At 55.1% G+C, this 24062-nt stretch carries 26 protein-coding genes; 10 read left to right on the plus strand and 16 right to left on the minus strand.

Annotated elements, in window-relative coordinates:
* Positions 1–128: 128 nt before the first annotated feature.
* The 9 genes from E1J53_RS05965 to E1J53_RS06005 all read right to left on the minus strand — a co-directional run bounded on the left by E1J53_RS05965 (position 129) and on the right by E1J53_RS06005 (position 6580).
* Positions 129–617: a hypothetical protein gene (locus tag E1J53_RS05965; RefSeq protein ID WP_134271164.1), complete on the minus strand. Its 489-nt coding sequence runs from the start codon at positions 615–617 to the stop codon at positions 129–131.
* A 519-nt stretch (positions 618–1136) separates the two neighbouring features.
* Positions 1137–1637, minus strand: a complete 501-nt coding sequence (locus E1J53_RS05970) for a hypothetical protein (protein ID WP_134271163.1) — start codon at positions 1635–1637, stop codon at positions 1137–1139.
* Positions 1638–1697: 60 nt separating this feature from the next.
* Positions 1698–2201, minus strand: coding sequence for a hypothetical protein (locus E1J53_RS05975; RefSeq protein WP_134271162.1), 504 nt, complete (start codon positions 2199–2201; stop codon positions 1698–1700).
* 169 nt (positions 2202–2370) lie between these two features.
* Positions 2371–2544, minus strand: coding sequence for a helix-turn-helix domain-containing protein (locus tag E1J53_RS05980; RefSeq protein ID WP_173021383.1), 174 nt, complete (start codon positions 2542–2544; stop codon positions 2371–2373).
* Between the two features lie 422 nt (positions 2545–2966).
* On the minus strand, positions 2967–4148 hold the full coding sequence (locus tag E1J53_RS05985; RefSeq protein ID WP_134271160.1) for a thioredoxin family protein: 1182 nt from the start codon (positions 4146–4148) through the stop codon (positions 2967–2969).
* A 189-nt stretch (positions 4149–4337) separates the two neighbouring features.
* Positions 4338–5204 carry an IS3 family transposase gene (locus tag E1J53_RS05990; protein ID WP_154640146.1) on the minus strand — a complete coding sequence of 289 codons (867 nt, stop codon included), beginning with the start codon at positions 5202–5204 and terminating at the stop codon, positions 4338–4340.
* A complete protein-coding gene (locus E1J53_RS05995; RefSeq protein WP_134271158.1) occupies positions 5204–5521 on the minus strand; it encodes a transposase in 318 nt (105 codons plus the stop codon). Before E1J53_RS05995 ends, E1J53_RS05990 begins: the two co-directional genes overlap by 1 nt.
* Before the next feature lie 193 nt (positions 5522–5714).
* Positions 5715–5951, minus strand: a complete 237-nt coding sequence (gene yidD / locus E1J53_RS06000) for a membrane protein insertion efficiency factor YidD (RefSeq protein WP_134271157.1) — start codon at positions 5949–5951, stop codon at positions 5715–5717.
* A 329-nt stretch (positions 5952–6280) separates the two neighbouring features.
* Positions 6281–6580 carry a T9SS type A sorting domain-containing protein gene (locus E1J53_RS06005; protein WP_134271156.1) on the minus strand — a complete coding sequence of 100 codons (300 nt, stop codon included), beginning with the start codon at positions 6578–6580 and terminating at the stop codon, positions 6281–6283.
* Positions 6581–6879: 299 nt separating this feature from the next.
* Between E1J53_RS06005 and E1J53_RS06010 the strand changes: the two genes are divergently transcribed.
* The 4 genes from E1J53_RS06010 to apaG all read left to right on the plus strand — a co-directional run bounded on the left by E1J53_RS06010 (position 6880) and on the right by apaG (position 10557).
* Entirely contained in the window at positions 6880–9105 is a 2226-nt protein-coding gene (locus tag E1J53_RS06010; RefSeq protein WP_134271155.1) for a bifunctional (p)ppGpp synthetase/guanosine-3',5'-bis(diphosphate) 3'-pyrophosphohydrolase, read from the plus strand.
* Positions 9106–9120: 15 nt separating this feature from the next.
* Positions 9121–9585, plus strand: coding sequence for a Fur family transcriptional regulator (locus E1J53_RS06015; protein WP_134271154.1), 465 nt, complete (start codon positions 9121–9123; stop codon positions 9583–9585).
* 90 nt (positions 9586–9675) lie between these two features.
* Entirely contained in the window at positions 9676–10047 is a 372-nt protein-coding gene (locus E1J53_RS06020) for a DUF3127 domain-containing protein (RefSeq protein WP_134271153.1), read from the plus strand.
* 108 nt (positions 10048–10155) lie between these two features.
* Positions 10156–10557 carry a Co2+/Mg2+ efflux protein ApaG gene (gene apaG / locus E1J53_RS06025; RefSeq protein WP_134271152.1) on the plus strand — a complete coding sequence of 134 codons (402 nt, stop codon included), beginning with the start codon at positions 10156–10158 and terminating at the stop codon, positions 10555–10557.
* Between the two features lie 40 nt (positions 10558–10597).
* Here apaG and E1J53_RS06030 read toward each other — a convergent pair whose 3' ends face one another.
* The 4 genes from E1J53_RS06030 to E1J53_RS06045 form a co-directional block, all read right to left on the minus strand.
* Positions 10598–11365: a ScpA family protein gene (locus tag E1J53_RS06030; protein ID WP_134271151.1), complete on the minus strand. Its 768-nt coding sequence runs from the start codon at positions 11363–11365 to the stop codon at positions 10598–10600.
* 65 nt (positions 11366–11430) lie between these two features.
* On the minus strand, positions 11431–11955 hold the full coding sequence (locus E1J53_RS06035; RefSeq protein WP_134271150.1) for a GAF domain-containing protein: 525 nt from the start codon (positions 11953–11955) through the stop codon (positions 11431–11433).
* 139 nt (positions 11956–12094) lie between these two features.
* Positions 12095–12949, minus strand: a complete 855-nt coding sequence (locus tag E1J53_RS06040) for a DUF2911 domain-containing protein (RefSeq protein ID WP_134271149.1) — start codon at positions 12947–12949, stop codon at positions 12095–12097.
* Between the two features lie 116 nt (positions 12950–13065).
* On the minus strand, positions 13066–14265 hold the full coding sequence (locus E1J53_RS06045) for an acetyl-CoA carboxylase biotin carboxylase subunit family protein (protein WP_134271148.1): 1200 nt from the start codon (positions 14263–14265) through the stop codon (positions 13066–13068).
* A 359-nt stretch (positions 14266–14624) separates the two neighbouring features.
* Here E1J53_RS06045 and E1J53_RS06050 point away from each other — a divergent pair, with 359 nt between their 5' ends.
* The 4 genes from E1J53_RS06050 to E1J53_RS06065 all read left to right on the plus strand — a co-directional run bounded on the left by E1J53_RS06050 (position 14625) and on the right by E1J53_RS06065 (position 17343).
* The gene (locus E1J53_RS06050) at positions 14625–15179 is read left to right on the plus strand and encodes a thioredoxin family protein (protein WP_134271147.1); all 555 of its coding nucleotides are present in this window, start codon (positions 14625–14627) and stop codon (positions 15177–15179) included.
* A 129-nt stretch (positions 15180–15308) separates the two neighbouring features.
* Positions 15309–15773: a hypothetical protein gene (locus E1J53_RS06055; RefSeq protein WP_134271146.1), complete on the plus strand. Its 465-nt coding sequence runs from the start codon at positions 15309–15311 to the stop codon at positions 15771–15773.
* Positions 15774–15929: 156 nt separating this feature from the next.
* On the plus strand, positions 15930–16886 hold the full coding sequence (locus E1J53_RS06060; protein WP_253930867.1) for a M28 family peptidase: 957 nt from the start codon (positions 15930–15932) through the stop codon (positions 16884–16886).
* A 64-nt stretch (positions 16887–16950) separates the two neighbouring features.
* The gene (locus E1J53_RS06065) at positions 16951–17343 is read left to right on the plus strand and encodes an Hsp20/alpha crystallin family protein (protein ID WP_134271144.1); all 393 of its coding nucleotides are present in this window, start codon (positions 16951–16953) and stop codon (positions 17341–17343) included.
* 75 nt (positions 17344–17418) lie between these two features.
* Here E1J53_RS06065 and E1J53_RS06070 read toward each other — a convergent pair whose 3' ends face one another.
* Complete coding sequence (locus tag E1J53_RS06070) at positions 17419–18060, minus strand: hypothetical protein (protein ID WP_134271143.1); 642 nt, start codon at positions 18058–18060, stop codon at positions 17419–17421.
* A 102-nt stretch (positions 18061–18162) separates the two neighbouring features.
* On the opposite strand from E1J53_RS06070, the gene holA reads away from it, so the two are divergent.
* On the plus strand, positions 18163–19182 hold the full coding sequence (gene holA / locus E1J53_RS06075; RefSeq protein WP_134271142.1) for a DNA polymerase III subunit delta: 1020 nt from the start codon (positions 18163–18165) through the stop codon (positions 19180–19182).
* 312 nt (positions 19183–19494) lie between these two features.
* Here holA and E1J53_RS06080 read toward each other — a convergent pair whose 3' ends face one another.
* Positions 19495–20286 (minus strand): hypothetical protein, encoded by a 792-nt coding sequence (locus E1J53_RS06080; RefSeq protein ID WP_134271141.1) that lies wholly within the window; start codon positions 20284–20286, stop codon positions 19495–19497.
* 481 nt (positions 20287–20767) lie between these two features.
* Between E1J53_RS06080 and htpG the strand changes: the two genes are divergently transcribed.
* A complete protein-coding gene (gene htpG / locus E1J53_RS06085) occupies positions 20768–22657 on the plus strand; it encodes a molecular chaperone HtpG (RefSeq protein WP_134271140.1) in 1890 nt (629 codons plus the stop codon).
* 360 nt (positions 22658–23017) lie between these two features.
* Here the strand turns inward: htpG and E1J53_RS06090 are convergent, their stop codons facing one another.
* Positions 23018–24052 carry an aldehyde reductase gene (locus E1J53_RS06090; RefSeq protein WP_134271139.1) on the minus strand — a complete coding sequence of 345 codons (1035 nt, stop codon included), beginning with the start codon at positions 24050–24052 and terminating at the stop codon, positions 23018–23020.
* Positions 24053–24062: the final 10 nt, after the last annotated feature.

Genomic DNA, 24062 nt, shown 5'->3' on the forward strand with positions numbered 1-24062 from the left:
CAAGCTTTTGGTATCAAAATGGCCGTTTCTGGCAAAAAACTAATATCCACAAACGACGTCAGGACCAAGATAAAGACTGATTATCAGATGTTTAAATGAGAATCGATATGTTTTTCAGGGACGACTAGTTACTGGTCCCTGCGGTGTTTTTCCGGATCGATGTAATTGAGTGGCAGGGGATACTTATCGGCGTGATACCGGACGATGTAGGCAAATTCATCCCGGGTGATCCGCTCCTTCAGCGCAAATTTTTTCTCCAGGGCCAGGTAGGCCTTATCGACTAATTTGGCGGTGGAGACGTAGTCTACGGCACCGGGAATGGCGGAAATGATGGCGTCGTAGTCCCGCTTCGACAAGACTCCGTTTTCGAAATCGATCTGGCTTTTGGTGACTTCTCTGAGTCCTTCCGCAGTCAGTGGTCGAACCGTAGACAGGTGGTTACGCACCGCCTGGGCGTAGCTGATGTATTCCTGGCTCTCGGCTACCATGATCAGGAAGTCCCCCTTGGCCTCTTCGTTGAAGGGAGCCAGACCCTGGTCCTGGCCCCTGCAAGGTTGAAGATCAAAACCTAGCAAGAACAAAAATATCGTGAGGGCTATGGATACGTAGATTTCCATGGTAACAGGTGAATCTAATTCTGGTGTTCTGAGTCCATAAAGAATCATTCCGTCAGGCCTGAACAGGGATATTTAGCAGGAGAGACCGTTTAGTAACAAGCGTTTTTTTTCGGTAGCTCTTGCCGTGTTGATATCCTTGCGATCATCGATGGTATTCACCGTAACCCTAAACTTGCAACAAGCCCAGGGCTACGGTGAAATCAATCTCCAGACGGACTTATTCGCTTAAGTCCGAGTACATCGATCGTAGGTATCTCCGGCCTCTCGAACGCCTCGCTGAAAGGAACGATGTGCCTCATCTTCACATAAAGGAGCGAAAATTACAGGTTCATCCCAGCAATACCGCAAATCATTAATGTATACCACTTCCAGTTCATTCATCGATATCTGGAAGTCGAGCAAACAGTCTCTTCCGGTAGCAAATACACTCGAATAAGAGAGTAGCATGAAGAAGAGAAAGAACAGTTTGCGCGCCTTTTTCCGGGTAGTAGGGTGTATTCTGGTCATAACGGGTGCTTTTTAGTAACGGTTAAGGAGTGGGTACGTGCCATCATTGATTTTCTGCCAGATGTCCTTATGGTCATATACTGGCCCTCCATAAGTGGCTCGGTACATCTGTCGCAGGATACCTGCCTCTTCTTCGCTGATGGTTTTGTACTGGGGAAATCGTTCAATAAGAACGCTCAGCGCGGCGTGATGAGCGATCCGATTCCGCATGAACTCAACTCCGCCTTGCACTTCGGAGAAGTAGGCTGGGTCTGGAGTAATATGTGCGTCGTGCGTTTCATAAAACTCATCCCTCTTCTGCTGAAAGTGGTCCAGCTGAACGGCCAGGGTAGAACCGATGAGAGCATCAAACGCTTTGCTGTAGGAAAGGTATTCGGGTGAGTAAGCAATCTGAGTCAGCAACTCCGAAGTATCTTTTTGCTCCAACAGGCCCGTACTTTCCTGAGAGTCACAAGAAGCGGCAAGTAAGAAGAGGCCTAGAAGCAAAAGGCTGGTCTTTAGGTAAGCAATCATAAGGTGGTGATTATGGATTAGTAATGTTTTCATCGATTTTGATGAAAACGTGGATTGTTTCTATTCTTCTGGATAGTTTTCTCTCATACACTGTTGGTAATGAGTCCAGGTTAAAGCGTAATTGACAATGTAGGTCCACATATCGTAGGGAGACCGTAGCCAATCCTCCATCAGTATTCTTCGCTCTTCCATCAGGGCGTCGTAGCAGGGAGTGTCGGAGTTCTTTCGTACTGCCCTATAATCGCTGGTAATTTCCGCGTGGAGTGCGTCAGTCGTTTTATAAAGGAAGTTTTCCAGGCCATCATCGCCCGATTGCTCGGGATCGGTGGCCTGGTTGATGTACCCCCGAAAAACCGGATGTGCGACCAGGTCATGGGTGATTTCGAGGGCGGCCTGGTCCGACAAGCCTTTGTCGGTGGATCGTTCTTGGATCGCCTCGCTCATTCCTGAGTCGTTGGCAATCCAGCTTGCGAACTCCTGGGGTAATTCGGCCGAAACGGCCGTGCTCTCCTTCTCGCAGGAGCAGGCGATGATGAAAATGAGTAAAAGCAAAAAGAACCTCATGGTAAAAGGATTTTAGGTGAATAATTCTGGTGTTTTCCCGCTTACCCAGCCGGGCATCGGGCTTGGTTCCAAAAGAAGGGAGCGTGAGGATATCACTCCAAATTTCTGTCCCAAATTGCCTCATTCTGCCCCAAACTGTCCCATATCGGGGGTAAGCACGATGGACAAGTCAGGAGAAATGACCGGGACTCGGATCGCCCAGAAGGGCATAGATTGTTTGCTGCTGCTCGGGAGTCAGTAATCCCTGGGTGGGAAGCAGAACACCGTACCGTTTCAACTTCCGGTACAACGTCTTGCGGCTGATGCCGTATTCATCGGCAATCTGTTGGCGTGTTTTGAACATAGGTGGTAGCATTTTGGTCATCCGTACGTTTTTAAAGTATTCCAACAGTAAGATCACCTGAAGGCAAAACAAGCCTTCACGGAACACCTTGAAAAATGCCCCCTTTGAGCTTTAAAAAAATTAAAGCCTTGTTTTACAATTATTTATGTCAATAAAAATTGACTCCAATCACCAAAATAAAAACCCTCATTTTACCCACCTTTTGCGCCAATTCTGTTTCTACTCCCTGGGTTATAGCCGGATAGGCCTGATCGGAAAAAGTAGTCCCTCACCCCTAAAAACAAATCGGGCGCTAACCGGCCGTGCCGGTTAGCGCCCGAAAAGGCGAAGCATGCTCGCTGATTACTGACGAATAATTTTCAGGCTGGCGACGCCCTCTTCGGTAAACAGGCGAAGGACGACTACCACGATGTGCGACTACCTTAGCTCTCCTGAATGCGGTTGATGAGGCCCTGAACGGCCCGCTGGTAATTGAGCTGTCCTTCGGGTACGGCGTCCTTGGCCATCTGGGCGTACTTCAGCGCCAGTTCCTTGTGCCCCTGCTTGCTCAGTTGGTCGGCCATCCGGTACAGTTGGCGGTAGCCTTCCTCGGTGTCCGCCAGGGCAGCGGCGGCTCCGGCCTCGAGCGCCATGGGTAGTAATTTCTCGTCGTTGGCGTGGCGGGAGGCCATGATGGTCCGGTAGAACAGCAGTTGTCTTTCCGGCGTGGTCGCCACCTTCTTGGTGTAGTTTTTCGCGGCCTTCTGCAGGGCCTTCACGTCATTGCCCAGGGCCGCCAGTTGCAGCGTTCCCGCCAGCTCCAGATTCTTGGCCGCCTCCGGATTCACCAGCGCCAGCTTCTCTACTGCGGTTCCGAGCAGACCTTCATCCTTGTATTCGAGGGCCTTATCCTTGGTCGTAGCGACGGCCCGCTTCACCGTGCTGTTAAAGGCCTCCTCTCCGACCAGTTCGGTAATCCGGTCCCGTTCTTGCACCAGGAGATCAAAAATCCGACTATCGGCGGCCGTGGCCGCCACGTGAATCAGGCGCAGGGTGGCTTCGTCGCGCGGTCCCGACTGGCTCCGCAGGAAATCATTGGCGACCCGCAGGTGGGGTTCTCTCTGCCGCACCATGGCCCGGACGTAGGTAAAAACAAAATTGGAGGATCGCTCCCCTTCTTCCCAGCGCGCGGCCAGGGCCGGCAGATCATCCATTTTACCCAGGGCCATATTGGCTTCCTTCAGCAGCGCCGCCACCTGCTTTCCACCCACGGTTTTGTGCACCACGTCATTCCCTCCGTTGATAAAGAAAAGGGTGGGAAAAGCCGCCGCCCGGTGTTTTTTCCGAAACTCGACGGACTCCTCCTTCTCCATGTCAAACTTCACGTTAATGAAGTTGGCGTTAAAGAAGTCACCCACCTCCTTTTTAGGAAAAACGTTAGCCGCCATGGCCTTGCAGGGTCCGCACCAGCTGGCGTAAGCATCAACAAAAATCAGCTTCTCCTCCGCAGCCGCCCGGGCCAGCGCCTCTTCCCAGGAGCCCTGGAAAAATTCGATTCCCTGAGCGTTTATCGTCAAGCTACTGAGTAAAAAGATCGCCAGAAATACTTGTTGCACTTTGCGCATAGTCGGTCAATGTTTAGGGGAGGTGCTAAGATAACGGATTCGAAATTGTTCCGTAATCAAACGTGCATCCCCCTTCATTTAGCATTAGGGCGAGGGGCCGCAGGTGCCGGGGGATATGGAATGAAGGATTGATGGATTGATGGATTGAATTATTTTCATTCAGTTGCACCTCCTCACAAAAGTGTACAGTTACTTCTGATTAATTCGGCACTTTAGTTTTTGTTTTTCGTTCATACGCTTGCGGACGGTTAGTCCTTTCAGTGTAGTATGAATGCGGTTAGTGTTATACCATACTTCAATGTAATCAAAGATAATTGACCACGCGTGGGCTCTGCTTGTGAACTCGTGCCGATCAATGCATTCTTCTTTAATCGTTTTGAAGAAGGACTCTGCTACTGCATTATCCAAACAGTTCCCCTTTCTGGACATACTTTGCACCGCACCAATGGCTGCAATGCGTTGGCGCATTTTATCGCAAGTGTACTGAACTCCACGATCAGAGTGGAAGATCAGGTTTCCCTTTGGCTTGCGTCTAGCTACTGCTCGCTCCAAAGCTGCTACTGAGGTGGTTTGTGCACTCATCTCGTCGCTAATGGCCCAGCCAACGATGGCTCGGTCAGCAAGATCCAATATGATCGTTAGATAATGCCAGCTACCCTTGATCGAAAAGTAACTAATGTCGCTTACCCATTTGGTCGCTGGTCGATCAGCAGCAAAATCCCGGTTAAGCAGGTTGGGAGCTACTGGATTATCCTCATTGACCAGGGTGGTACGCGTCCACCGTTTAGGCTTTCTAGCGGCAAGCTTGAGTTGACGCATTCTACGGGCAACGCTAGATTTAGAGGTTAGAATGCCCTGCTGCTTAAGGTCTAAAGCAACTCTTGGGCTGCCATAAGTTCTTCTGCTTCGGTCAAAAGAACTACTGATGGCTGCATCGAGTGGATCGACTTGCTGCCCAGCTAGCTGGTGTTTGTTTAGCCATTTATAAAAGCCACTACGGCTAACACCGAAGACTTTAGACATCTTCTCAACGGAAAATTCTTGGCGGCTATCCATTATAAATTGGAATATTTTCCGTCGCCCTTGGAGAAGATGCTGATGGCCTTTTTTAAAATGTCCCGTTCAAGTTGGGCTTCGCGTAATTGCTTCTCTAATTGGGCAATTCTGCGCTCTTCATCGGTCATCACTTTGATGCCCTGGCCTTCTGGAACGATTCCATGCTCTTGGCGAAATTGACGCCGCCAGCGGCTTAAGGTATTTGCTCCAATACCAAACTTAGCCGCTACATCAGCAACTTTCACATCGGGTTCGAAGCTTTGCTGGACAATTTCAAGCCGCTCTTCTTTGGTAAATTGTTTCCTCATTTTCGACATCTGATCGAGTTGATTGGTTAAAAATAGCAACCAAGTCAATCAGAAGTAGCTGTCTACTATTGTGGGGAGCTCCACAGTCATTCATTCATTCAATCATTCAGTCATTCAATCCTTCGCTCCTTCAATCATTCAGTCATTCGCTCCTCCAATCATTCAGTCATTCGCTCCTTCAGTCATTCAATCCTTCGCTACTTCAGTCATTCTTTTTCGGGTTCTTGGGTACCGGATCGGGGCCGAAACCACCCCAGGGGTGGCAACGTCCGATGCGTTTAATGGCCAGCCAGAAGCCACGAAAGGGGCCCCATTCTTCGATGGCCTGAATGGCGTAGGAAGAGCAGGTGGGATCATAGCGGCACTTGTTGGCCCCCAGGAGTGGGGAGATCGTCCACTGATAAACCCGGATGGGGAAGATGAGCAACCATTTCAGCATACCCTAAGAACGGAACGAGCGGGAGGGTGGTTGACCCGCTGCCGTCCGTCGCAGCGGCATAAAAAAAGCTCCCCGCCCACAGGGCGGACGCACCGGTTCCACGGGCCGAGGGCCCGGGGTCGATGTGCCGCTCCACGAAGGACGGGGAACCCGACATTGAAATTGAAACTGAAATAATTAAAAACCTCAAATCGGTTCAGGATGGCCGGGGGCCAAAAACTTCAAAAGAGACGGTAAAATGCCCAGCGGGCAGATAGTGTAAAGTGTGTGCGTTACGCCAAGGAGTTTTGATCAGAAATGTGAGGTCGATTCGGGAGATAACCCGCTGATCAGTTCTTCTTAACGCGCTGGGTGTGGATCACCTGGTCGTCGGCATCCCGCAACTGCACCAGGTACATGCCCTGGGGAAGGTCGCTGATGTTGTAAGGCTGTTTGGCGACGTATTCGAATTTCCGCACCTCACGGCCCACCATATTGATTACGCGGATGCTCGCTACACGCTCGCTGTTCCCGATCTCAAATTGATCAGCTACGGGGTTGGGGAAAATACGAAGGTCCTCCGCCGCACTTTGTGCGGCCAGACCGAGGGTGAAGAAAAAGAAGACGCAAGAGAGAAATACGTACTTCATGATAAAAGAGGCTTAGAGAGTAACAAATGTAGTTTAAGTTCGCCGCTATTCGCGTGCGTTTGGTGGCTCAAACCTCAGGTTCGGGGTGGTGTGCACGGAAAAATTGAAAAAATTGAAAAAAAATTGAAAAAAGCCGAATTTGTACGAAATACAGTCATTTGATGGTTTTAACCCAAAATTTTTGCTCTTCGTCACCTCAAGGCACCTGCGGCCACGCCCTAGCTTACTAAATATCATACTTTGTAGTTTCATGGTAGGATTTAAGCCGTTTTATCCGCATTTTTGTTCTCTACCTAGGTATGGCTGAAGTAATCGAAATAAACGTTGAGGAACGGACCCAGATCCGGACTGCCTACGAAGAAATGATCGCTGCGATGCGGGTCTCCTATTCCGAGGAGGATCGGGCGCAGATGGATCGTGCCTTCGAGTTGGCCAACTATTCTCACCGGCACCAGCGCCGGAAGTCGGGGGAGCCCTACATCTTCCACCCGATTGCCGTGGCCCGCATCTGCGGGGAGGAGATCGGACTGGGCACGACGGCCATCTGTGCGGCCCTGATGCACGACGTGGTGGAAGACACCCCCGTCACCCTGGACGAGATTCAGGCCGAGTTCGGGGAGCGCATCGCCCAGATGGTCAATGGCCTGACCAAACTCGACAGCGCCTACCAGCACGAGAGCCAGCAGGCGGCCAACTTCAAAAAGGTACTGTCTACGCTCATTGTGGACGTACGGATCGTGCTCATCAAGATGGCCGACCGCCTGCACAATATGCGGACGATCAAGAGCATGCCCGAGCACAAGCAGCTCAAAATCGCCGCCGAAACCAGCTACATCTACGCACCGCTGGCCCACCGCCTGGGACTGTATAATTTCCGCTCGGAATTTCTGGACCTCTGCATGAAGGTGCTCGAAAGGGAGGAGTACAACACCATTGCCCGCAAGCTGCAGGAAACCAAAGCCTCGCGCGAGGAATACATCGAACGCTTCATCGCTCCGCTACGGGAGCGGATGGACGAACTGAACATCCCCTACCGGATATACGGCCGTCCGAAATCCATCTACAGCATTTCCAATAAGCTGAAGAAGAAGCAGGTTCCCTTCGAGCAGATATACGACCTCTTTGCCGTGCGCATCATCGTGGACGTGCCGCCGAAGCAGGAAAAAATGGCCTGCTGGGGTGCCTACAGTATCGTTACGGACGTCTATCAGGCCGTACCCGAGCGGCTGAAGGACTGGATCACCATCCCGAAGTCCAACGGATATGAAAGCCTGCACACCACCGTGGCCGGGCCGGACGCCCGCTTCGTCGAGGTGCAGATCCGCAGTGAGCGGATGAACGAAATTGCCGAACGGGGCTTCGCCGCCCACTGGAAGTATAAGGGGGTTAGCAATCAGCCGGACATCTACGAGCAGTGGTTTGAGAGCGTCCGCGACATTCTGGAAGACCCCAACAGCGACACCGTTCAGTTTCTCGGTGATTTCCGGGCCAATAACTTCTTCAACGAGGAAGTGTACGTCTGGACGCCGGACGGCGACATGAAGACCATGCCCAAGGGCGCTACGGCGCTTGACTTTGCCTTCAGCATTCACACCATGGTCGGCCATCAATGCCAAAGCGTGCTGTGTGATGAGCGGATCGTTCCCCTCTCCTACGAGCTGCAAAATGGCGACCGCCTGAAGGTCATCACCAACAAGCAGCAGAAGCCGAATAAGGACTGGCTGAAAATGGTGAAGACGGGTAAGGCCCGCTCCAAAATCCGCCAGGCCCTGAAGGCCGACCGTAAAGAAAAGGGTGAGTTGGGCAAGGAGGCGCTGCTGCGCAAGCTCAAGAACCTCAAGGTAGAAGACACCAAGGCGGCCTTCGAGCAACTGGCCAACTTCCACACCGACCGCAGCCACGTCGATCTGTTCTACAATGTGGCCACGGAGGCCATGACCGTAGCCCAGGTGCTGGAGCCCTTCATCGTTGAAAATGGGAAGCTGGTGGCCAAGGCCGCGGAACTGCCCACTGCCCCCGCTCCCAGTGCCCCCGCCGCCCGCAAGCGGAACCCGGCCAGTAAGATCAAGGGCCACAGCAAGCTGATGATCAACGGAGAGCCCGGAGATCAGTTTGAATACACCATGGCCAGTTGCTGCAATCCCGTGCAGGGGGATCAGGTCTTCGCCTACCTGACGGCCAATGCCGGCCTGAAAATACACCGGGCTACCTGCCCCAACGCCGAAAACCTGATGGCCAACTACGGCTACCGGATCATGAAGGCCGAGTGGGTGAGCACCACCGAATCCAGTTTCGTGGTGAACCTCACCCTCACGGGACTCGACAGCGGCAAGGGCGTGATCGAACAGATCAGCCACGAAATTGGTCAGATGGACCTCAACATCCGTTCCTTCAACATCTCGGCGAAAGACGGCTACTTCAAGGCCAACATCAGTCTGCTGGTGCGGAATACGGACCAGCTTTTCCTGGCCATGCGCGGCTTGCAAAACTTAGATAACATCTCAACCGTTTCCCGGGTAGAATAAATTTAATTAAAGGGCATGGAGAGCAAGCTGAGCACCGACTTTGAACGGGTGAAGGAGATTTTTTCGGACCACTTACGGGAGCGCAAAGCGCGCCGCACCCCCGAGCGCTTCGCCATTCTGGAGGAGATTTACAGCCGAGACGATCACTTCGACGCAGAGTCCCTCTACATCCACATGAAGACCAACAACTACCGGGTCTCCCGGGCTACGGTGTACAACACCCTGGAACTTCTCGTGAGCTGTGACCTGGTCAAAAAGCATCAGTTTGGGAAAAACCTCGCTCAGTACGAAAAAAGCTACGGCTACAAGCAGCACGATCATCTGATCTGTAATGACTGCGGCAAGGTGCTGGAATTTTGCGATCCCCGCGTCCAGCAGATCAAAAACATGATGGGTGAAATCCTGCATTTCAACGTCACCAGTCACTCGCTCAACCTTTACGGGAATTGCGCCGGGGGCTGTGAAAAAACGACAAAGTAGGCCATCACCCCATTAAGGTCGTACTTTCGCGCAGTAACTGGCGGAAGTGGCCACTTTTGCACCCCATTAATTTGAAAAACTACGCATAATATGTCTTTTGAAATCACCGGCACCCTGGTCAAGAAATACGAAACGGAAACCAAGGGAGAATCCTTCCGGGTGCGTGACTTTGTGATCAAAGCCAATGACGGCGGACAGTACGACAACTTTGTAAAATTCCAGTGCACCCAGGATCGGACGGCCATCGTTGACGACCTGAACGAAGGCGACGAAATCAAGGTGCACTTCGATCTGCGGGGCCGGGAATGGCAGGGCCGCTACTTCACCAACCTGAACGCCTGGCGGGTAGAAAACATCTCCGCTTCCAGTGGCGTCAGCACCAGCTCGGAAGAAACCTTTAACGATTTCCCCAGCGCCGGCGACGAACCGGCCGTTTCCGCTGACGACGATCTGCCCTTCTAGGGACTGAATTCATCGCGCCATACCGATTGCTCCCCACGAACCAGGCGTTTGCCACAACCTTTCGGCACCTCGATTGTCTGAAAGGAATAACCTCAATGACCATCCAATATGGTTCGTCAAACAACCCAGGAAGTAACCGTAAGTGCCGACAGCATTTTCCAACCCCAGTACAGCGACCCGGAGAAGGAACTCTACGTGCACGCTTACCGGATCCGGATCGCCAATGACGGAGCGCACCCCGTGCAGCTTCTCAGTCGGTCCTGGGAGGTTATTGACGCTACCGGGGCCCGACGGCTCGTGGAAGGAGAAGGTGTGGTGGGGCAGCAACCGGTAATCCTTCCGGGCCAATTCCATGAATACACCAGTTGGGTACAGTTTGAAACGCCCATCGGCGCCATGCAGGGAACGTACCTGATGAAGCGGCAGTCCGCTTCCCCCCGCCAGGGAGGAGAGTTGTTCCAGGTGGAAGTCCCGCGCTTTCTGCACGTGGCAACCGAAGTCCTTAACTAAATCTGAGGTTGGGGCTTACGCGCCTATACCCGCGGTTCACCTACTCCTCTTCGCCGGGTCCGGCCTCCAGCCAGAAGTTATTCGGTCCCTCGCCGGGAATGAGCTTCACTTCCTGCAGGTTCAGCAGTTCCAGTAAGCCCAGGAAGGTCACGATGGCGTGAATGCGGGTTTCGCATACTGAGAAAATATCCATGAAGGTTGCCCGCTCACCGCTGGTCCGCACTCGCGACACGACGTCCATAATCCGGGTCTGCTGATCTTCAATGGTATAACTGAACTGTGCAATTTCGTGCACCACGGGCCGCTTGCTGGCGTCCTCCAGTTTCTGGAGCATCCGTTCGTAGGCCCGCAGCAGTTTGAACAGGGTTACGCTTTCCAGCTCCACGTCCACCAGCGCTTTCGTGGCCAACTGGGCGAGTTCCGCCGTGACGTTACCCCGGTAATTGCGCATGCCGCGTTCCGTCTCCAGGGTCCGCAGTTCCTCCAGCACGGATTTGTATCGCTTGTATTCCAGCAGGCGGGCCACGAGTTCCTCGCGGGGATCGATCTCGTTGCCATCTTCGTCTACCGGTTTGCGGGGGATGAGCATTTTGGCCTTGATGCGGCACAGGGTGGCCGCCACGAGGACAAACTCACTGGCCAGGTCGATGTCCATGGCCTCGGCCTGCCGCATGTAGGCCAGAAACTCATCCGTCACCTGCGCGATGGGGATATCGTAAATGTCCAGCTCATCCCGCTCGATGAAGAAGAGCAGCAGGTCGAAGGGCCCCTCGAACTGGGGAAGTTTGATGGTGTAGCCAGCGGCCATGATGCGGGGGTTTGGGGCTCACGAAGCGTAAACCCGGGCAAAGATAGTATTCTGGGCGGAGTGCGCTAGCCGCCAAACACCTCCCCCAGCAGGGCTTCCAGTTCTTCCTGGTCTACCGCGTCGAAAGACGATTCCAGGGAACTGTCTACGTCAAAGACGCCCATCAGGGAGCCGTCGGGGCGCCGTACCGGCACCACAATCTCGGAGCGGCTGTTGGGATCACAGGCGATGTGCTCCTTGCCCGGCACGAGGGCGTGAGTGTCTTCCACGATTTTTGTTTCTCCGGAAGCCGCCACCGCTCCGCATACGCCCCGACCAAAATCGATGTACAGGCAGCCCAGCGTTCCCTGGTAGGGTCCCACTACCAGCTGTCGGTCACCACGGACGAGGTAAAAACCCACCCAGTAATAATAAGGGAGGTGGCTTTTCAGCAGGGAGTTGATCGTCACCATCTTCACCATTTCGCTGGGCTCCTCCCCTAGGGTGGCCAGAATGGCCTGACGGGCAGCGGCGTAGGCGGCCCGCTTCTCTTCCCGGCTCAGGTTGACCGACGGCTTGATGAAGTAGGGCATGGTGGCGGATGCAGACATACGGAATGAATTGGGGGTGTGCCAAAGTAGGGTTACGGGAGCATAAACACCCCCGGGTTAAAAACGGATGACGAAAAGGGGACAAAAAGAAAGCGCAGCCGGCCCGAGCCAACTGCGCTTTCGTTCCGTTCAGGATACCCTAATAATTCAGCTCGAGTATGGACTTCTCGTTCATCCGCACGTAGTCCATATTACCGGCCTTCTCGGCCAATTCGGCGGACAGGTTGAAAGCGTCCGTGGCCTTTTCCTTCATGCCCATATCCACCAGGATCAAGCCCTGACGACGTACCATCCAGTAACGTGGATTGTCACCGCCCATGGCTACGGCCTTATTGATGTATTCCAGGGCCTTTTCCTTATCGCCGTTTTCGTGAAGAAAGGAAGCGGCGTTGTAGTAATCGTTCATGCCGGGGCCCGCCATGATGCGGTCAATGCTGGCCATAATTTGCGTCTTAGCATTCGTCTTCACGGGTACAGCGACCATCGTGTTGTCCCACTTCATGACGATGTCAGCACCGTCCAGGGTATAGTTCTGCACGTCAATCGTGAAGGCTTCTACTTTTCCTTCGGAGGCCATGCTTTTCACCTTGGTGGTAACGGCAGGCGTTTTGTCGACGTAGCTACCCCAGTTGCCGGTCTCGTAGGGGAAGAACATTACTTCCCACTCCGTAGTGAAAGGCTTAGAAAGCACCGCGTAGCTGCCGGCGGGAACTTCCTCACCACCGATCATGACGTCTCCACCAAAGGTGATTTTCGTGGCCTGGTTGGCACCAGTTCTCCATACTTGGCCGAAGGGCACCAGACCATTGAGGGCAAAGATTTTACGGCCCTTAACGCCGGGGCGGCTGTATTCGATGTGAACGTCGGTCAGACCGATGGTCGTCTCCACTTTGGCGGAGGGAGAAGCGGGGGTGGTCCGCAGTTGAGCTTCCAGGCTGGTGGTCAGCAGCAGCGCGAAGAGCGCAAAGGTGAGGGTAAGTACTTGCTTACGCATGGTGATTGGTTTGATTTAGTGTTGTGGAATTATTCCGAACGCTAATGTTTGTCGGTTACCGATGGTTCAATTCTCCCGCAGGAGTTTTTCCGGCTTTTCGGGTAGGCTTCCCCGCCCTAGTGGGCACTTTTGGGCGGTGCGGGAGCCGAGGCGTGGAAATCTCGCGCGATGCGACCGGCGTAATCATCGAGTAGTTCGCGCACCCGTGCGGCGCGTTCACTGGCTACGATCATGCCGATGTGCTGCTTCTTATCGATCTTCCAGACGACTTCGGGGTCATTGAACCCGCTCATGTCCGGCCGCTCGAAGCGGGAAAGGCTGACGACGATGCCGGCCTGGCCGTACTTACGCTCCGGGACCTGGTAGGCAGTATGGTGGGCCATGGCGGTTTCCAGCCGGGCCCATTCGGCCCAGAGGTTGACGCCCGTGGCGGCCTCCACCATCTCCGCGAGGTGCGCGCCCCCTACCCGACTGGCCGTCTCCAGGAAGACGAATTCGCCGTTGGGGAGCTTGATGAATTCCGTATGGCTGGCGCTGAAGCGCATGCCAAAGGCCTGCATTACCTCGGCCGTCAGGGCCCGCAGGCGCTGGGCATCCTCTTCGTCGTGGGGTACGCTGACGGAGCGGAAAATGCCGCCGCCGTGGGCCACCTCAAAGGGAGTGCTCAGGTAGCGGGAAATCTGGCAGAAAACCACTTCCCCGTCCACGCTGATGGCGTCGGCGTGGTAGACATCTCCGGGGCGAAACTGCTCGATGAGGTACTCGTGCCGCTTTTCCCCGAGGGCGTGCACCGCCGCCCAGAGTTCATCGGCGGAGTGTAGTTTTTTAATGCCCGTCGCACTGGCTTCTCCCCGGGGTTTGATCAGGCAGGGATATTCAATCCGGTTGGCGAAGTCGGCCAGCACCTGGTTGTTGAACAGGGGCGTGAAGTCGGGCACCGGAACGCCGGCCTCGCGGGCGCGAATGCGCATGGCAAGCTTATCCCGGAAGTAGCGAGCCGTCGTTTGCCCCATGCCGGGCAGGCGAAACTCTTCGCGCAGGTAGGCGGCCTTCTCGACGTCAAAGTCATCGAGGGCCACGATGCGGTTTACCTGCCGGTCGCGCATCATCCAGGCCAGTCCCTTCGCCAGGTTCCCGAGATTCGCTGGACTGTTGCTGTCGTCTTCCATGTAGAACACCTCGTCAATCGCCTCCCAGGGCCAGGGGTCATGCTCGAGCTTTTTGGCCGTCAGCAGGTAGACCGTATTTCCCGCCGCTTTGCAGGCGCGCAGGAAGGGGGCTCCCTTGAAATAGCAGGAAATACAGAGGAAAGTCATAAGCGGTGGAATTTGCTCCCCAAAGATGCAAACTTCCTGGGTAGCATTCCGGAGAATCCGGGGGTTTTGAGTCAACCCAAAACTCGATTTATCACTTTATATAGTCGATCTCACGGGCAACGGCCCCGAGATCGCAGGTCGCTGGGATCGCCGATCATCCGGGATGGTGGGGCGCAAGTCCGACCAAGCACTTGGGCGCTGCGCGCAGGTGCCGCGACCGCCCGGGAGGCCGGCATAGAGAACGAATGGCACGGTTATCGCTCACGATGAGCCTGCTCACAAATTCGGCTCCTCCAGGGCATCTTTGCACCTGCGGTCCCTCGCCCCCTAAATCATTATTCAGAAAACCAACAACCAACATGGCCCTGACCGAATCTACGATGCTCGACATCGGCACCCAAGCACCCGAATTTACGCTCCTCGACACGGTATCCGACCGGCAGCTCAGTCTTAAAGACCTCCAGGGAGACAGCGGTACCCTAGTGTACTTCATCTGCAATCATTGTCCCTACGTGCTGCACGTGATCGACGAGCTGGTGGCGGTAGCCAACGATTACCGTACCCGCGGCATCGGTGTGGTGGCCATCAGCTCCAACGACGTCGAAAAATACCCGGTCGACAGTCCGGAAAACATGCAGGTCTTCGCCGAGAAGAACCACTTCAATTTCCCCTACCTCTACGACGAAGATCAGTCGGTGGCCAAAGCCTACGACGCGGCCTGTACGCCCGACCTTTACCTCTTCAGCGGAGACGGCAAGCTCTACTACCGCGGCCGCCTGGACGGCAGCCGCCCCAATTCCGGCAGTCCGGTTTCCGGGGTCGATCTCCGCAATGCGCTGGACGATCTACTGGCCGGGCGCCCCGCTCCGGAAAAGCAGTATCCCAGCATGGGCTGCAACATCAAATGGAAATAAGAGCCTGTTTGGACGGATTTTTTAACGCCTCCTTATTAATCCAGGCGGTCCGTTCGACGTTCCTATCTTTGTAAGCCGCCAAAGATCCCGATCTTTGGCGGCACACCCTCCTCACTAAAATCATCCGCCATGCGTGCGCTTTTTCTCCCCCTTCTTCTGTTGCTGTTTGGTGCCGCCACCGAGCTTACCGCTCAGGACGCCCAGATGTGGCAGACCCTCAGTAAGATCACCTACGAAAAGCAATTCGACGAATTACTGGGGTTCAAGGTAGACGTTCCCGTCTTCAGCCAGGAGATTAAGGACCTGGAAGGAGAAATCATCGAAATCAGTGGCTACATCGTTCCCGTGGAGGGCTACAAAAGCCACACCGAATTCGTCTTCAGTGCCTATCCCTACAATATGTGTTTCTTCTGTGGTGGCGCTGGGCCGGAAACGGTCATGGAAGTTACGGCCAACGAGCCGGTGAAGTACAGCACCGAACGCATCAAACTGCGCGGTAAGCTCCTGCTCAATGACGACGATATCAACCGCCTGATGTACATCATGGTGGACGCCGAACTGATCACGGACGATGATTCCGGGGCCGGAAAATAATCTTTTGCTCTGGCGCTTGTCCGGGTTTTGGCCATCGGTATAACCCCAGACAAGCGCCATTTTTTTGGATGAACGCTCCGCTCGTCGCCTCGTCGCGGGCGGCCACAATTGTACGTTTTGTCTCAATCCTTCTTTTTCCGTTTTACGCTTCTCCTCTTGCCCCTGCTCTTCACGGCCTGCGGCAAGGAAGACCCCGCCGCTACCACCGCTTCTTCACCCAATGAGCCTACGGTAGCCCCGAAACCCGTCCCTAAGTTTGAGCCCGACAGTGCCTACGCCTACGTCGCCCGGCAGGTGGCCTTCGGTCCGCGGACGATGAACAGCCCGGCCCACGACGCGACCCGCGACTGGCTGGTGGAGCAACTCAACACCTTTGGAGCCGAAGTGGAGGAACAAAACTTCAACGCTACGGGACCTGACGGCACCCAGTTCCGGGGCACCAACGTGATTGGCCGGTTTAAGCCGGCCCTGCGGGACCGCATTCTCCTCGCCGCCCACTGGGATACCCGCTACGTGGCGGACAGCCCGCTGGAAGACGACCCCACTGCCGTGGTGGAGGGCGCCGACGACGGCGCCAGCGGCGTGGGGGTACTGCTGGAAATTGCCCGTCACCTGGGTAACGACGGCCCGGAAATCGGCGTCGACATCGTCTTCCTGGACGCCGAAGACCAGGGAGCCTCCGAAAACACCGAAAGCTGGGGCCTCGGGGCCCAGCACTACGCCCGTACGCTGTCGGGCATCAAACCACGGTACGGCATTTTGTTGGACATGGTCGGTGGTAAGGACCCCCGCTTCGCCATTGAGGGGGTTTCCCAGCACTTCGCACCCCAGGTTGTCCAAAAGGTTTGGGGGCTCGCCGCCCAGATGGGCTACGGCAAATACTACGTCAACGAAGACGGCGGTGCCGTGACGGACGACCATTACTTCATTAACCAGATGGCGGGTATCCCGACCATCGACATCATCAACCGTCGTAAGGAAACGGAGTCCGGCTTCGTGCTCCACTGGCATACCGGAGACGACGGCATGGACGCCATCGATAAAGTGAGCCTCGGAGCCGCCGGCCAGGTGGTTTTGGCCGTGATTTATCGGGAAGCAGCGGGGACTTTGTAAAAAAATGCGGCGATTTAAAGTAATCGGATGGCACGGCCGTCTACCGGAGTAAACAATAGACCATATGCGCCACCACAAGCATCGCCATCACCGCCACCATCGTCGTCGCCCCCAGTACGGTCCGCGCCGCCCTAAGCACAACGTTCCCGTTAACATTGAGGAGTTTTCCACCCACTTTGAGGCCCGGGTATTTTGCGTGGGCTTTAAGCGGGAGGACATCAAGATCAGTCTGGCCAACGACGTCATTTACATCAGCGGCCACCGTCATCCCGAGCACGACACCCCCGATTTCCTGCTTCAGGAGTATCCCATCAAATCCTTTGAGCGCTGGTTCCAGCTGAGCGAGAAAGTCGATCAGGAAGCCATTACCGCTAAGATGGACGAAGGGGTGCTGGTCATCACGGCCCCCAAGGCCGGAGCGAACATGAAGCCCGACCGGGAGGTGACGATTGAATAAATCGGCCGTTCCCGAACGAAAAAGCCCCGGATGAAAATTTTCATCCGGGGCTTCCTCTTTGGTATTCTTACTTCACTACAAACCGGGTTGGTTCAGCAGGTGCTCGAACTGCTGCCGCGTGGGGCGATCATAGAGTTCGATGACCTTACCCATGATGGACTTGCGGTAGGGGCCGAAGGCGTCGGGCACCCGGCGCCAGCCCATGTTATCCTGTTCGGCGTTGATGGCCTGGATTTCCCATACGGCGTCCATGCGGTCGACGTTGCTGTCCAGGGTCAGCTTCGGGAATTTTTCCTGGTAATCAAGGTACCAGGCACCGGAGTGGGTTTGCTGCTGCCAGTGCCCGGCGATAAAGGTGCCGTCGGGGTTGAACTGCATCCACTGCCCGGTGCCCTGGGCCGTCTGGGGTAGGCTCGCCTGGGAGTCGATGTAAAATTCAAACACCCAGATGCTTTTGGTCAGTACCTGTGCTTCGGTACGGCTCATGTCGGGGGGAAGGATTCGTCCATGCCCTCCCATTCCGGTTCTATCGGCGTTGATTTCGTCGTCGGTCGGAATACCGTGAATAAACAGCGGTTTGTACTTCGCCGTGTCACTGTCGTGACTGGAAGCAAACTCAGCGGTGGAGGACACCATTTGGGTCTTGCTGCCCGTGGCCTGGTCGTCCTGGCAGGCCACCAACATCAAGACGGGTAGCAAAAAGAGGAGATACTTCATTTTCGTGGGATTACTATTTACACAAATGTACGGCGGTTCCCGGACCCACGTTGTTCGCGGCCACGCATTTGAATATCCTTTACACTCACTTACCTTAGCGGCATGGATTTTTCCAGTCTCCAAAAGGCCATCAAGGGCCGTGATTTTTCTCCCCTCTACCTCCTGCACGGAGAGGAGGCCTACTTCATTGACCAACTGGAAGCCGCCATCGAAAAACACGCCCTGCAGGAGCACGAGCGGGCCTTCAACCAGACGATCCTCTACGGCAAGGATACCGATCACCTCCAGGTAATCGACGCCGCCCGGCGCTTTCCGATGATGGCCGAACGCCAGCTCGTCATCCTCCGCGAGGCCCAGGACATGCGCAGCCTCAAGGAACTGGCGGCCTACGCCGAAAAGCCTTCCCCCACGACCGTGCTGGTCATCAGCCACAAGCACAAGAAGCTCAACGGCAACCTGGCCCTGACGAAGAACCTCAAAAAAAACGGGGTCGTTTTTGAATCCAAGGCCCTCTACGAGAACAAGATTCCGGGCTGGATCAGCAAGTACCTCAAGGACCGGAAGTACGGCATCGACAACGAAGCTTCGCTACTGCTGAGCGAGTTTCTGGGCACGAGTCTGGGTAAAATCAGCAACGAGCTGGACAAACTGATGCTCAACCTGGCGCCCGGCACCACCATCACAGCGCAAATTGTGGAGGACCAGGTGGGCGTCAGTAAAGATTACAACGTCTTTGAGCTCCAGAAGGCCATCGGCCATCAGGACCCGGTGAAGGCCACCAGGATCCTTCACTACTTCCGGGCCAACCCCAAGGCCGGTCCGCTGCCCATGGTGTTGGGGAGTCTGTACACTTACTTCAGCAAGGTATTCCGGCTCAAGGAACTCCACCGCCAGCGGGCCAGTAAGCAGGAAATCATGTCGGCGCTGAGCCTTCGCTTCGATTTCTTCCTGGCCGACTACGACCGTACCGCCCGCAATTATTCCGAAGCGGGCATCCGCAACATTTTTGCCCTGTTGCGGGAGTACGACCTGAAGTCCAAGGGCGTCGGCAGCAACCTCGCCGGCAAGGGAGAAAGCGAGCTCCTCAAGGAATTGGTGTGGAAGATGATGAATATGCGGTAGGGAGGGGGATTGAGGATTTAGGCCTGAGGTTTGAGGATTCAGGATTTAGTGGGGAGGGAGGAAGAAGGAAGAATAAAGAAGGAAGTAGCGTTCATCGGATGTCTCCCGAGTGAAACGAGGGGTCATCCGATGCATCGCGGCAGACCGGTCGAGGAGCTCCGCTCCGAGGCAGATTCCAGGGCCAGACTATTCCGTAGCCTGCCGGTCGAGGTGCTCCGCTCCGAGGAGCGCTACCGTACCGGTCGGCGGACGAACCTGCTCGTACCTCGCGTTTCGGCCGACGACCTTTTGGGCGCTGGGCTACCCAAATATTTAAAACGCTACCCACCGAAAAGTCAGCGCCAACCCCTCTTCGTTGGGGTTTCGGTGGGCCAGGTAGTAGCCGTCCAGATTGGTGATGGTTTGGAGGTCATCCGTCAGGGCCGTCCGTAATTCGTCCGGCGTGATGCTGGCGTCTTTGTAGATGATCGCTACCGCTGGAAGATCCCTGGTTGATGGCGGTACATAGAGGGAATGTTGGCGAATAAGATCTTTTAGCCCATCCTGATCCAGAATTTTTCGGTAGCCGGCCGCTAAAGCCTTGATTTCACTGTTGAAACGATCCCTTCCTACCTGGAATGTCAGATGCTTATGCGTTACCGGGATAACGGGGTACTCTCCCATGGTATCTCTGGGTAGCGTAATGGAGATGGGCAAATCGATGAAATAATCTTGTTCCGGGTCACAATCTCCGGGGCGAAAACGGTGGGCGACGGGCCGCCAGCGGCTGTGTTCTCCGTCTTCGTACCAGAAATCCATCCGGTCACCACGAATGCGATATTGAAAACTCTCGTACCAGCACTCCAACCTAAGATGCATTGTGAGAAATAGTTTGTCGACGTATCCGGTGACCGCGTACTCTTCGTCCAAAACCTCGTTTATCCGTACTTCACCATTACCGTTAATCTTGAAATGATGTACTCCCGATAGGCCATCTTGACTCGTTTGGTAGGCCGGATGCACGTGCCAGTGGCCCGTCAACTCCGGCTGGGTGACCCGCCAGCCCAGGTAAAGGCTGGCCGTTAGGGCCAGCATAATGACGATCAGGTTCAGGTGTGCTTTCATGGTGAGTAGATGTCGGCGGCGGACTAAAATGGTGGATTAAACGGTCAAATGATTTTAGCTGGGTGGAGACGCAAGATTTTGCGCCTCCATCTATTCCCAATACCACGGCACCCGCGCGCCGCCGCAAAAAACGTCCACCTGAATATTTGGAAGTATATAGCCCCTTCATCAAAAAACGAGGGGCGGGCCTATCGCCGGCTTCAACCCCCCCGTTGTTACCGACCGGCCCGCCCCATCAGTTTATCATTCGGCATTGCTGCCTCGAACGATTAGGGCTAGCGGCCACCCAAAAATGATGGTTGGACGCTGTAAAACAAATTTACCTCCGGGGCGGGCGGAAAACAAGAGGTTTACGATAATTAGAAGGGCAAGTTGGTATGAAATACGGAAACACGCAATTCCTCTTTTTACACGTCAAAGTGTCAGGACGATAAGACTGGAATGTTCTTTGCCGGGATCAAGCGGACCAAAATAGCATGCAATGCCAAAGGGAAAAATTTCCGTACAGACGGAGAATATCTTTCCGATCATCAAGAAGTTTCTGTACTCCGATCAGGAAATCTTCCTCCGGGAACTTGTATCCAATGCCGTTGACGCCACCAGTAAATTGCAAACCCTGGCCCGCAAGGGTGAGGTAAGTGGGGACATCGGCGATTTGACCATCGACATTCTCATCGACAAGGACGCCAAAACCCTGACGATCCGCGATCGGGGCATCGGCATGACCAGAGAGGAAGTCAAGAAATACCTGAATCAGGTGGCGCTGTCTTCCGCGCAGGATTTCGTAGAAAAATATAAGGACGAGGCCAGCATCATCGGCCACTTCGGTCTTGGCTTCTACTCCGCCTTCATGGTGGCCGACAAGGTAGAAGTCGTCACCCAGAGTTACCAGGAGGACGCGAAGGCCGTCCGCTGGGTCTGTGAAGGAGACCCTAGTTACGAGATTGGTGCGGCAAAACGCGACTTCCGCGGCACCGACATCATTCTTCACATTAGTGAGGACAGCGCGCAGTACCTGGAAGAGGGAGAGATCGAGGGCCTGCTGATGAAGTACTGTCGCTTCCTGCCCTTCCCCGTGCGCTTCGGTACCCGCACGGAGACCACCTACGAGACGCCCGAAGGAGAAGTAGCCGAGGGAGAAGACAAGCCGGAGCCCGTTAAAGTAGAGACGGAGGTTGACAACATCATCAACAATACTGACCCGCTGTGGAAGAAGTCGCCCGCCGACCTGACGGACGAGGACTACAAAGCCTTCTACCGCGAGCTCTACCCCATGGGTGAACCCCCGATGTTCTGGATTCACCTCAACATCGATTACCCCTTCAACCTTACCGGGGTACTCTACTTCCCCAAGCTTTCCGCCGGACTGGAACTGCAACGGAACAAAATCCAGCTCTACAGCAATCAGGTTTACGTAACCGACGACGTCAAGGACATCGTGCCGGAATTTCTGACCCTACTCCATGGCGTAATTGACTCGCCGGACATCCCGCTGAACGTGTCCCGTTCCTACCTCCAGGCGGATACCAACGTTAAAAAGATTACCGGCTACATCACCAAGAAGGTGGCCGAGAAGCTGAACGGACTTTTCAAGGACAACCGCGAAGACTACGAAAATAAGTGGTCCGACCTGGGTGTCTTCGTGAAGTACGGTATGATCTCTGACGATAAATTCTACGACCGGGCCAAGAAGTTTGTCCTGCTCGGCAACACCGAAGGCAAGCACTTCACCGTCGAAGAATACCGCGAACGCATCAAGGAGAACCAGACCGACAAGTATGACCGGCTGGTGGGCATCTACACCGCCGACGCGGACAAGCAGCATACCCTGATCACCTCCGTGCAGGAGCGCGGGTACGACGTGCTGAAGTTCGAGCACGCCATTGACGCTCCCTTCATCCAGTCGCTGGAGCAGAAGGAGGAAAAAATCACCTTCGTGCGGGTGGACTCCGCCACCCCCGATCAACTCGTCCAGAAGGACGAGGAAAAAGAGATCGTGCTGAGCGAGGAGGAGCAGGAAACCGTGAAGGGGCTCTTTACGGAGATCGTCGGCACGGCGGGTTCCGTGGAATTGAAGCCGCTGGACACTACCGACGCGCCGGTACAGATCGTACGCCCGGAATTCATGCGCCGCATGAAGGAGATGCAGATGCTTCAGGGTATGGATCCCAATATGTTCCCCGACGCTTACCAGGTGATCATCAACGCCAACAATCCGGTGGTGAAGGAACAGATCCTGGCGAAGGAAGATGCGGAAGCCCGCACGGAGAACGCCACCCACCTCTACCAGCTGGCGCTGCTGAGCCAGCAGATGCTGTCCGGGGCCGACCTGAAGGCCTTCGTGGACCGCAGCATGAAGATGCTTTCGTAGGGAGCGTAAGAGCTTGTTTGGAATTTAGTAATCGACCTCCATTTGGCCTTTTTTGGCGCTAGCTTCGTTGGAAAAATCCTCATTTAGCGCTGCTAAACTCCGGTTGTCCCGCCTCGCTACCACCAAAAAAATCTCAAATTCGGTCAGATGACCAAAATCCGAACAAGCTCTAAGATTCCCGGATTGACCCTCAAAGGAGGCATCCGACTTCGTCAGGACACCACACTTCGAGGTCAATAAGGACCTCTCCCCGACCCCGAAGCGTTCGAAAATCGGCGATTTACGATCCTTTGAGCGGCGCCTGGGTTGCATACCAAAAAAAATCGGGCACGTTGAGATTCTCAGCGTGCCCTTTTTTTGTCAAACCAGTTCCCTTTCGATCAGGCTCTCGGCGGTGGCCCGAATGGCCTCCTCCGGCGTGCGGGGAGTCCAGCCCAGCACCTCCCGTGCCTTTGCGGAACTGGCCACCCGCTTGCGGCCCAGTTCGTTCAGAATGCCGCGGGTTTCCGGGTCAAAAAGGGCCGAAAGGCGGATCAGGAAATTGGGGAATTGCATTCGTGGAACCTTCTTGGCTTGCGCGGGAACGCTGTTCCGCAGCGTCTCGGCGATCTGGAGGAAGGTCCGGTGGCCGGCGACGGCCAGGAAGCGTTCGCCCGCGGCTGCGGGAGATTCCATGGCCCGCAGGTGCAGGTCCGCCACGTCCCGGACATCAACAATCTCAAACCCGAACTTCGGTACTCCCGGGAGGTCTCCCCGCATCATTTTCTGTACGATCAGCAGCGAGTCGCTGGGGTTGTTCCCGATCAGGGGCCCGAGGACAGCCCCGGGATTTACCGTGACCAGCTCCGGTGCTCCCGGCGTTTCGTCCACATGCTGCCAGGCCGCCCGCTCGGCGTAGTACTTGCTCAGGATGTAGGCGGTCACGTCATCTTTCCGCTCCGGATTCGTCCAGTTCTTCTCCGTCATGGGATTGGCGGGATCATTGTCCTGACCGTAGACCACGGCCGCCATCGAAGAAGTAATGACCACCCGTTTGACGCCCGCCTCCGTGGCGGCGCGCAAGACGTTGAGGGTTCCTTCACGGGCCGGAACGATCAATTCGTTGGGGTCCTTGGGCTCCACGGCGGCCAGAGGAGACGCAACGTGAAGGACGTACTCCACACCGGTCATGGCCGGCCGCCAGCTATCGGCGTCCATCAGTTCGGCCCGCACAATTTCCAGGCCCTCCGTGGCGACCCGTTGGCCAATGGCGGTTTTGACGGCTTCGGCCTTCGCCGGGTTCCGGGCCGTTCCCCGCACCCGGTAGCCCCGCTGGAGTAACTGGACGGCAATCTGGGAACCGATGTATCCGGTCAGGCCGGTCAGTAAAATTGGTGAAGAGGTAATTGGAGTCATATCTTTAATA

Source organism: Lewinella sp. W8 (genome assembly GCF_004375085.3).
In the GTDB taxonomy this organism is placed as follows: domain Bacteria; phylum Bacteroidota; class Bacteroidia; order Chitinophagales; family Saprospiraceae; genus Neolewinella.

Bases quoted from the DNA above. Each gene is read 5' to 3' on its own strand.
- E1J53_RS06040 (WP_134271149.1), bottom strand. From the start codon at position 12,949: ATGCGTAAGCAAGTACTTACCCTCACCTTTGCGCTCTTCGCGCTGCTG.
- E1J53_RS06010 (WP_134271155.1), top strand. From the start codon at position 6,880: ATGGCTGAAGTAATCGAAATAAACGTTGAGGAACGGACCCAGATCCGG.
- E1J53_RS06045 (WP_134271148.1), bottom strand. From the start codon at position 14,265: ATGACTTTCCTCTGTATTTCCTGCTATTTCAAGGGAGCCCCCTTCCTG.
- E1J53_RS05995 (WP_134271158.1), bottom strand. From the start codon at position 5,521: ATGTCGAAAATGAGGAAACAATTTACCAAAGAAGAGCGGCTTGAAATT.
- E1J53_RS06030 (WP_134271151.1), bottom strand. From the start codon at position 11,365: ATGGCCGCTGGCTACACCATCAAACTTCCCCAGTTCGAGGGGCCCTTC.
- E1J53_RS06090 (WP_134271139.1), bottom strand. From the start codon at position 24,052: ATGACTCCAATTACCTCTTCACCAATTTTACTGACCGGCCTGACCGGA.
- E1J53_RS06035 (WP_134271150.1), bottom strand. From the start codon at position 11,955: ATGTCTGCATCCGCCACCATGCCCTACTTCATCAAGCCGTCGGTCAAC.
- E1J53_RS05980 (WP_173021383.1), bottom strand. From the start codon at position 2,544: ATGTTCAAAACACGCCAACAGATTGCCGATGAATACGGCATCAGCCGC.
- htpG (WP_134271140.1), top strand. From the start codon at position 20,768: ATGCCAAAGGGAAAAATTTCCGTACAGACGGAGAATATCTTTCCGATC.
- holA (WP_134271142.1), top strand. From the start codon at position 18,163: ATGGATTTTTCCAGTCTCCAAAAGGCCATCAAGGGCCGTGATTTTTCT.
- E1J53_RS06015 (WP_134271154.1), top strand. From the start codon at position 9,121: ATGGAGAGCAAGCTGAGCACCGACTTTGAACGGGTGAAGGAGATTTTT.
- E1J53_RS06020 (WP_134271153.1), top strand. From the start codon at position 9,676: ATGTCTTTTGAAATCACCGGCACCCTGGTCAAGAAATACGAAACGGAA.
- apaG (WP_134271152.1), top strand. From the start codon at position 10,156: ATGGTTCGTCAAACAACCCAGGAAGTAACCGTAAGTGCCGACAGCATT.
- E1J53_RS05975 (WP_134271162.1), bottom strand. From the start codon at position 2,201: ATGAGGTTCTTTTTGCTTTTACTCATTTTCATCATCGCCTGCTCCTGC.
- yidD (WP_134271157.1), bottom strand. From the start codon at position 5,951: ATGCTGAAATGGTTGCTCATCTTCCCCATCCGGGTTTATCAGTGGACG.
- E1J53_RS05990 (WP_154640146.1), bottom strand. From the start codon at position 5,204: ATGGATAGCCGCCAAGAATTTTCCGTTGAGAAGATGTCTAAAGTCTTC.
- E1J53_RS06070 (WP_134271143.1), bottom strand. From the start codon at position 18,060: ATGAAGTATCTCCTCTTTTTGCTACCCGTCTTGATGTTGGTGGCCTGC.
- E1J53_RS06055 (WP_134271146.1), top strand. From the start codon at position 15,309: ATGCGTGCGCTTTTTCTCCCCCTTCTTCTGTTGCTGTTTGGTGCCGCC.
- E1J53_RS05965 (WP_134271164.1), bottom strand. From the start codon at position 617: ATGGAAATCTACGTATCCATAGCCCTCACGATATTTTTGTTCTTGCTA.
- E1J53_RS05970 (WP_134271163.1), bottom strand. From the start codon at position 1,637: ATGATTGCTTACCTAAAGACCAGCCTTTTGCTTCTAGGCCTCTTCTTA.
- E1J53_RS05985 (WP_134271160.1), bottom strand. From the start codon at position 4,148: ATGCGCAAAGTGCAACAAGTATTTCTGGCGATCTTTTTACTCAGTAGC.
- E1J53_RS06065 (WP_134271144.1), top strand. From the start codon at position 16,951: ATGCGCCACCACAAGCATCGCCATCACCGCCACCATCGTCGTCGCCCC.
- E1J53_RS06080 (WP_134271141.1), bottom strand. From the start codon at position 20,286: ATGAAAGCACACCTGAACCTGATCGTCATTATGCTGGCCCTAACGGCC.
- E1J53_RS06005 (WP_134271156.1), bottom strand. From the start codon at position 6,580: ATGAAGTACGTATTTCTCTCTTGCGTCTTCTTTTTCTTCACCCTCGGT.
- E1J53_RS06050 (WP_134271147.1), top strand. From the start codon at position 14,625: ATGGCCCTGACCGAATCTACGATGCTCGACATCGGCACCCAAGCACCC.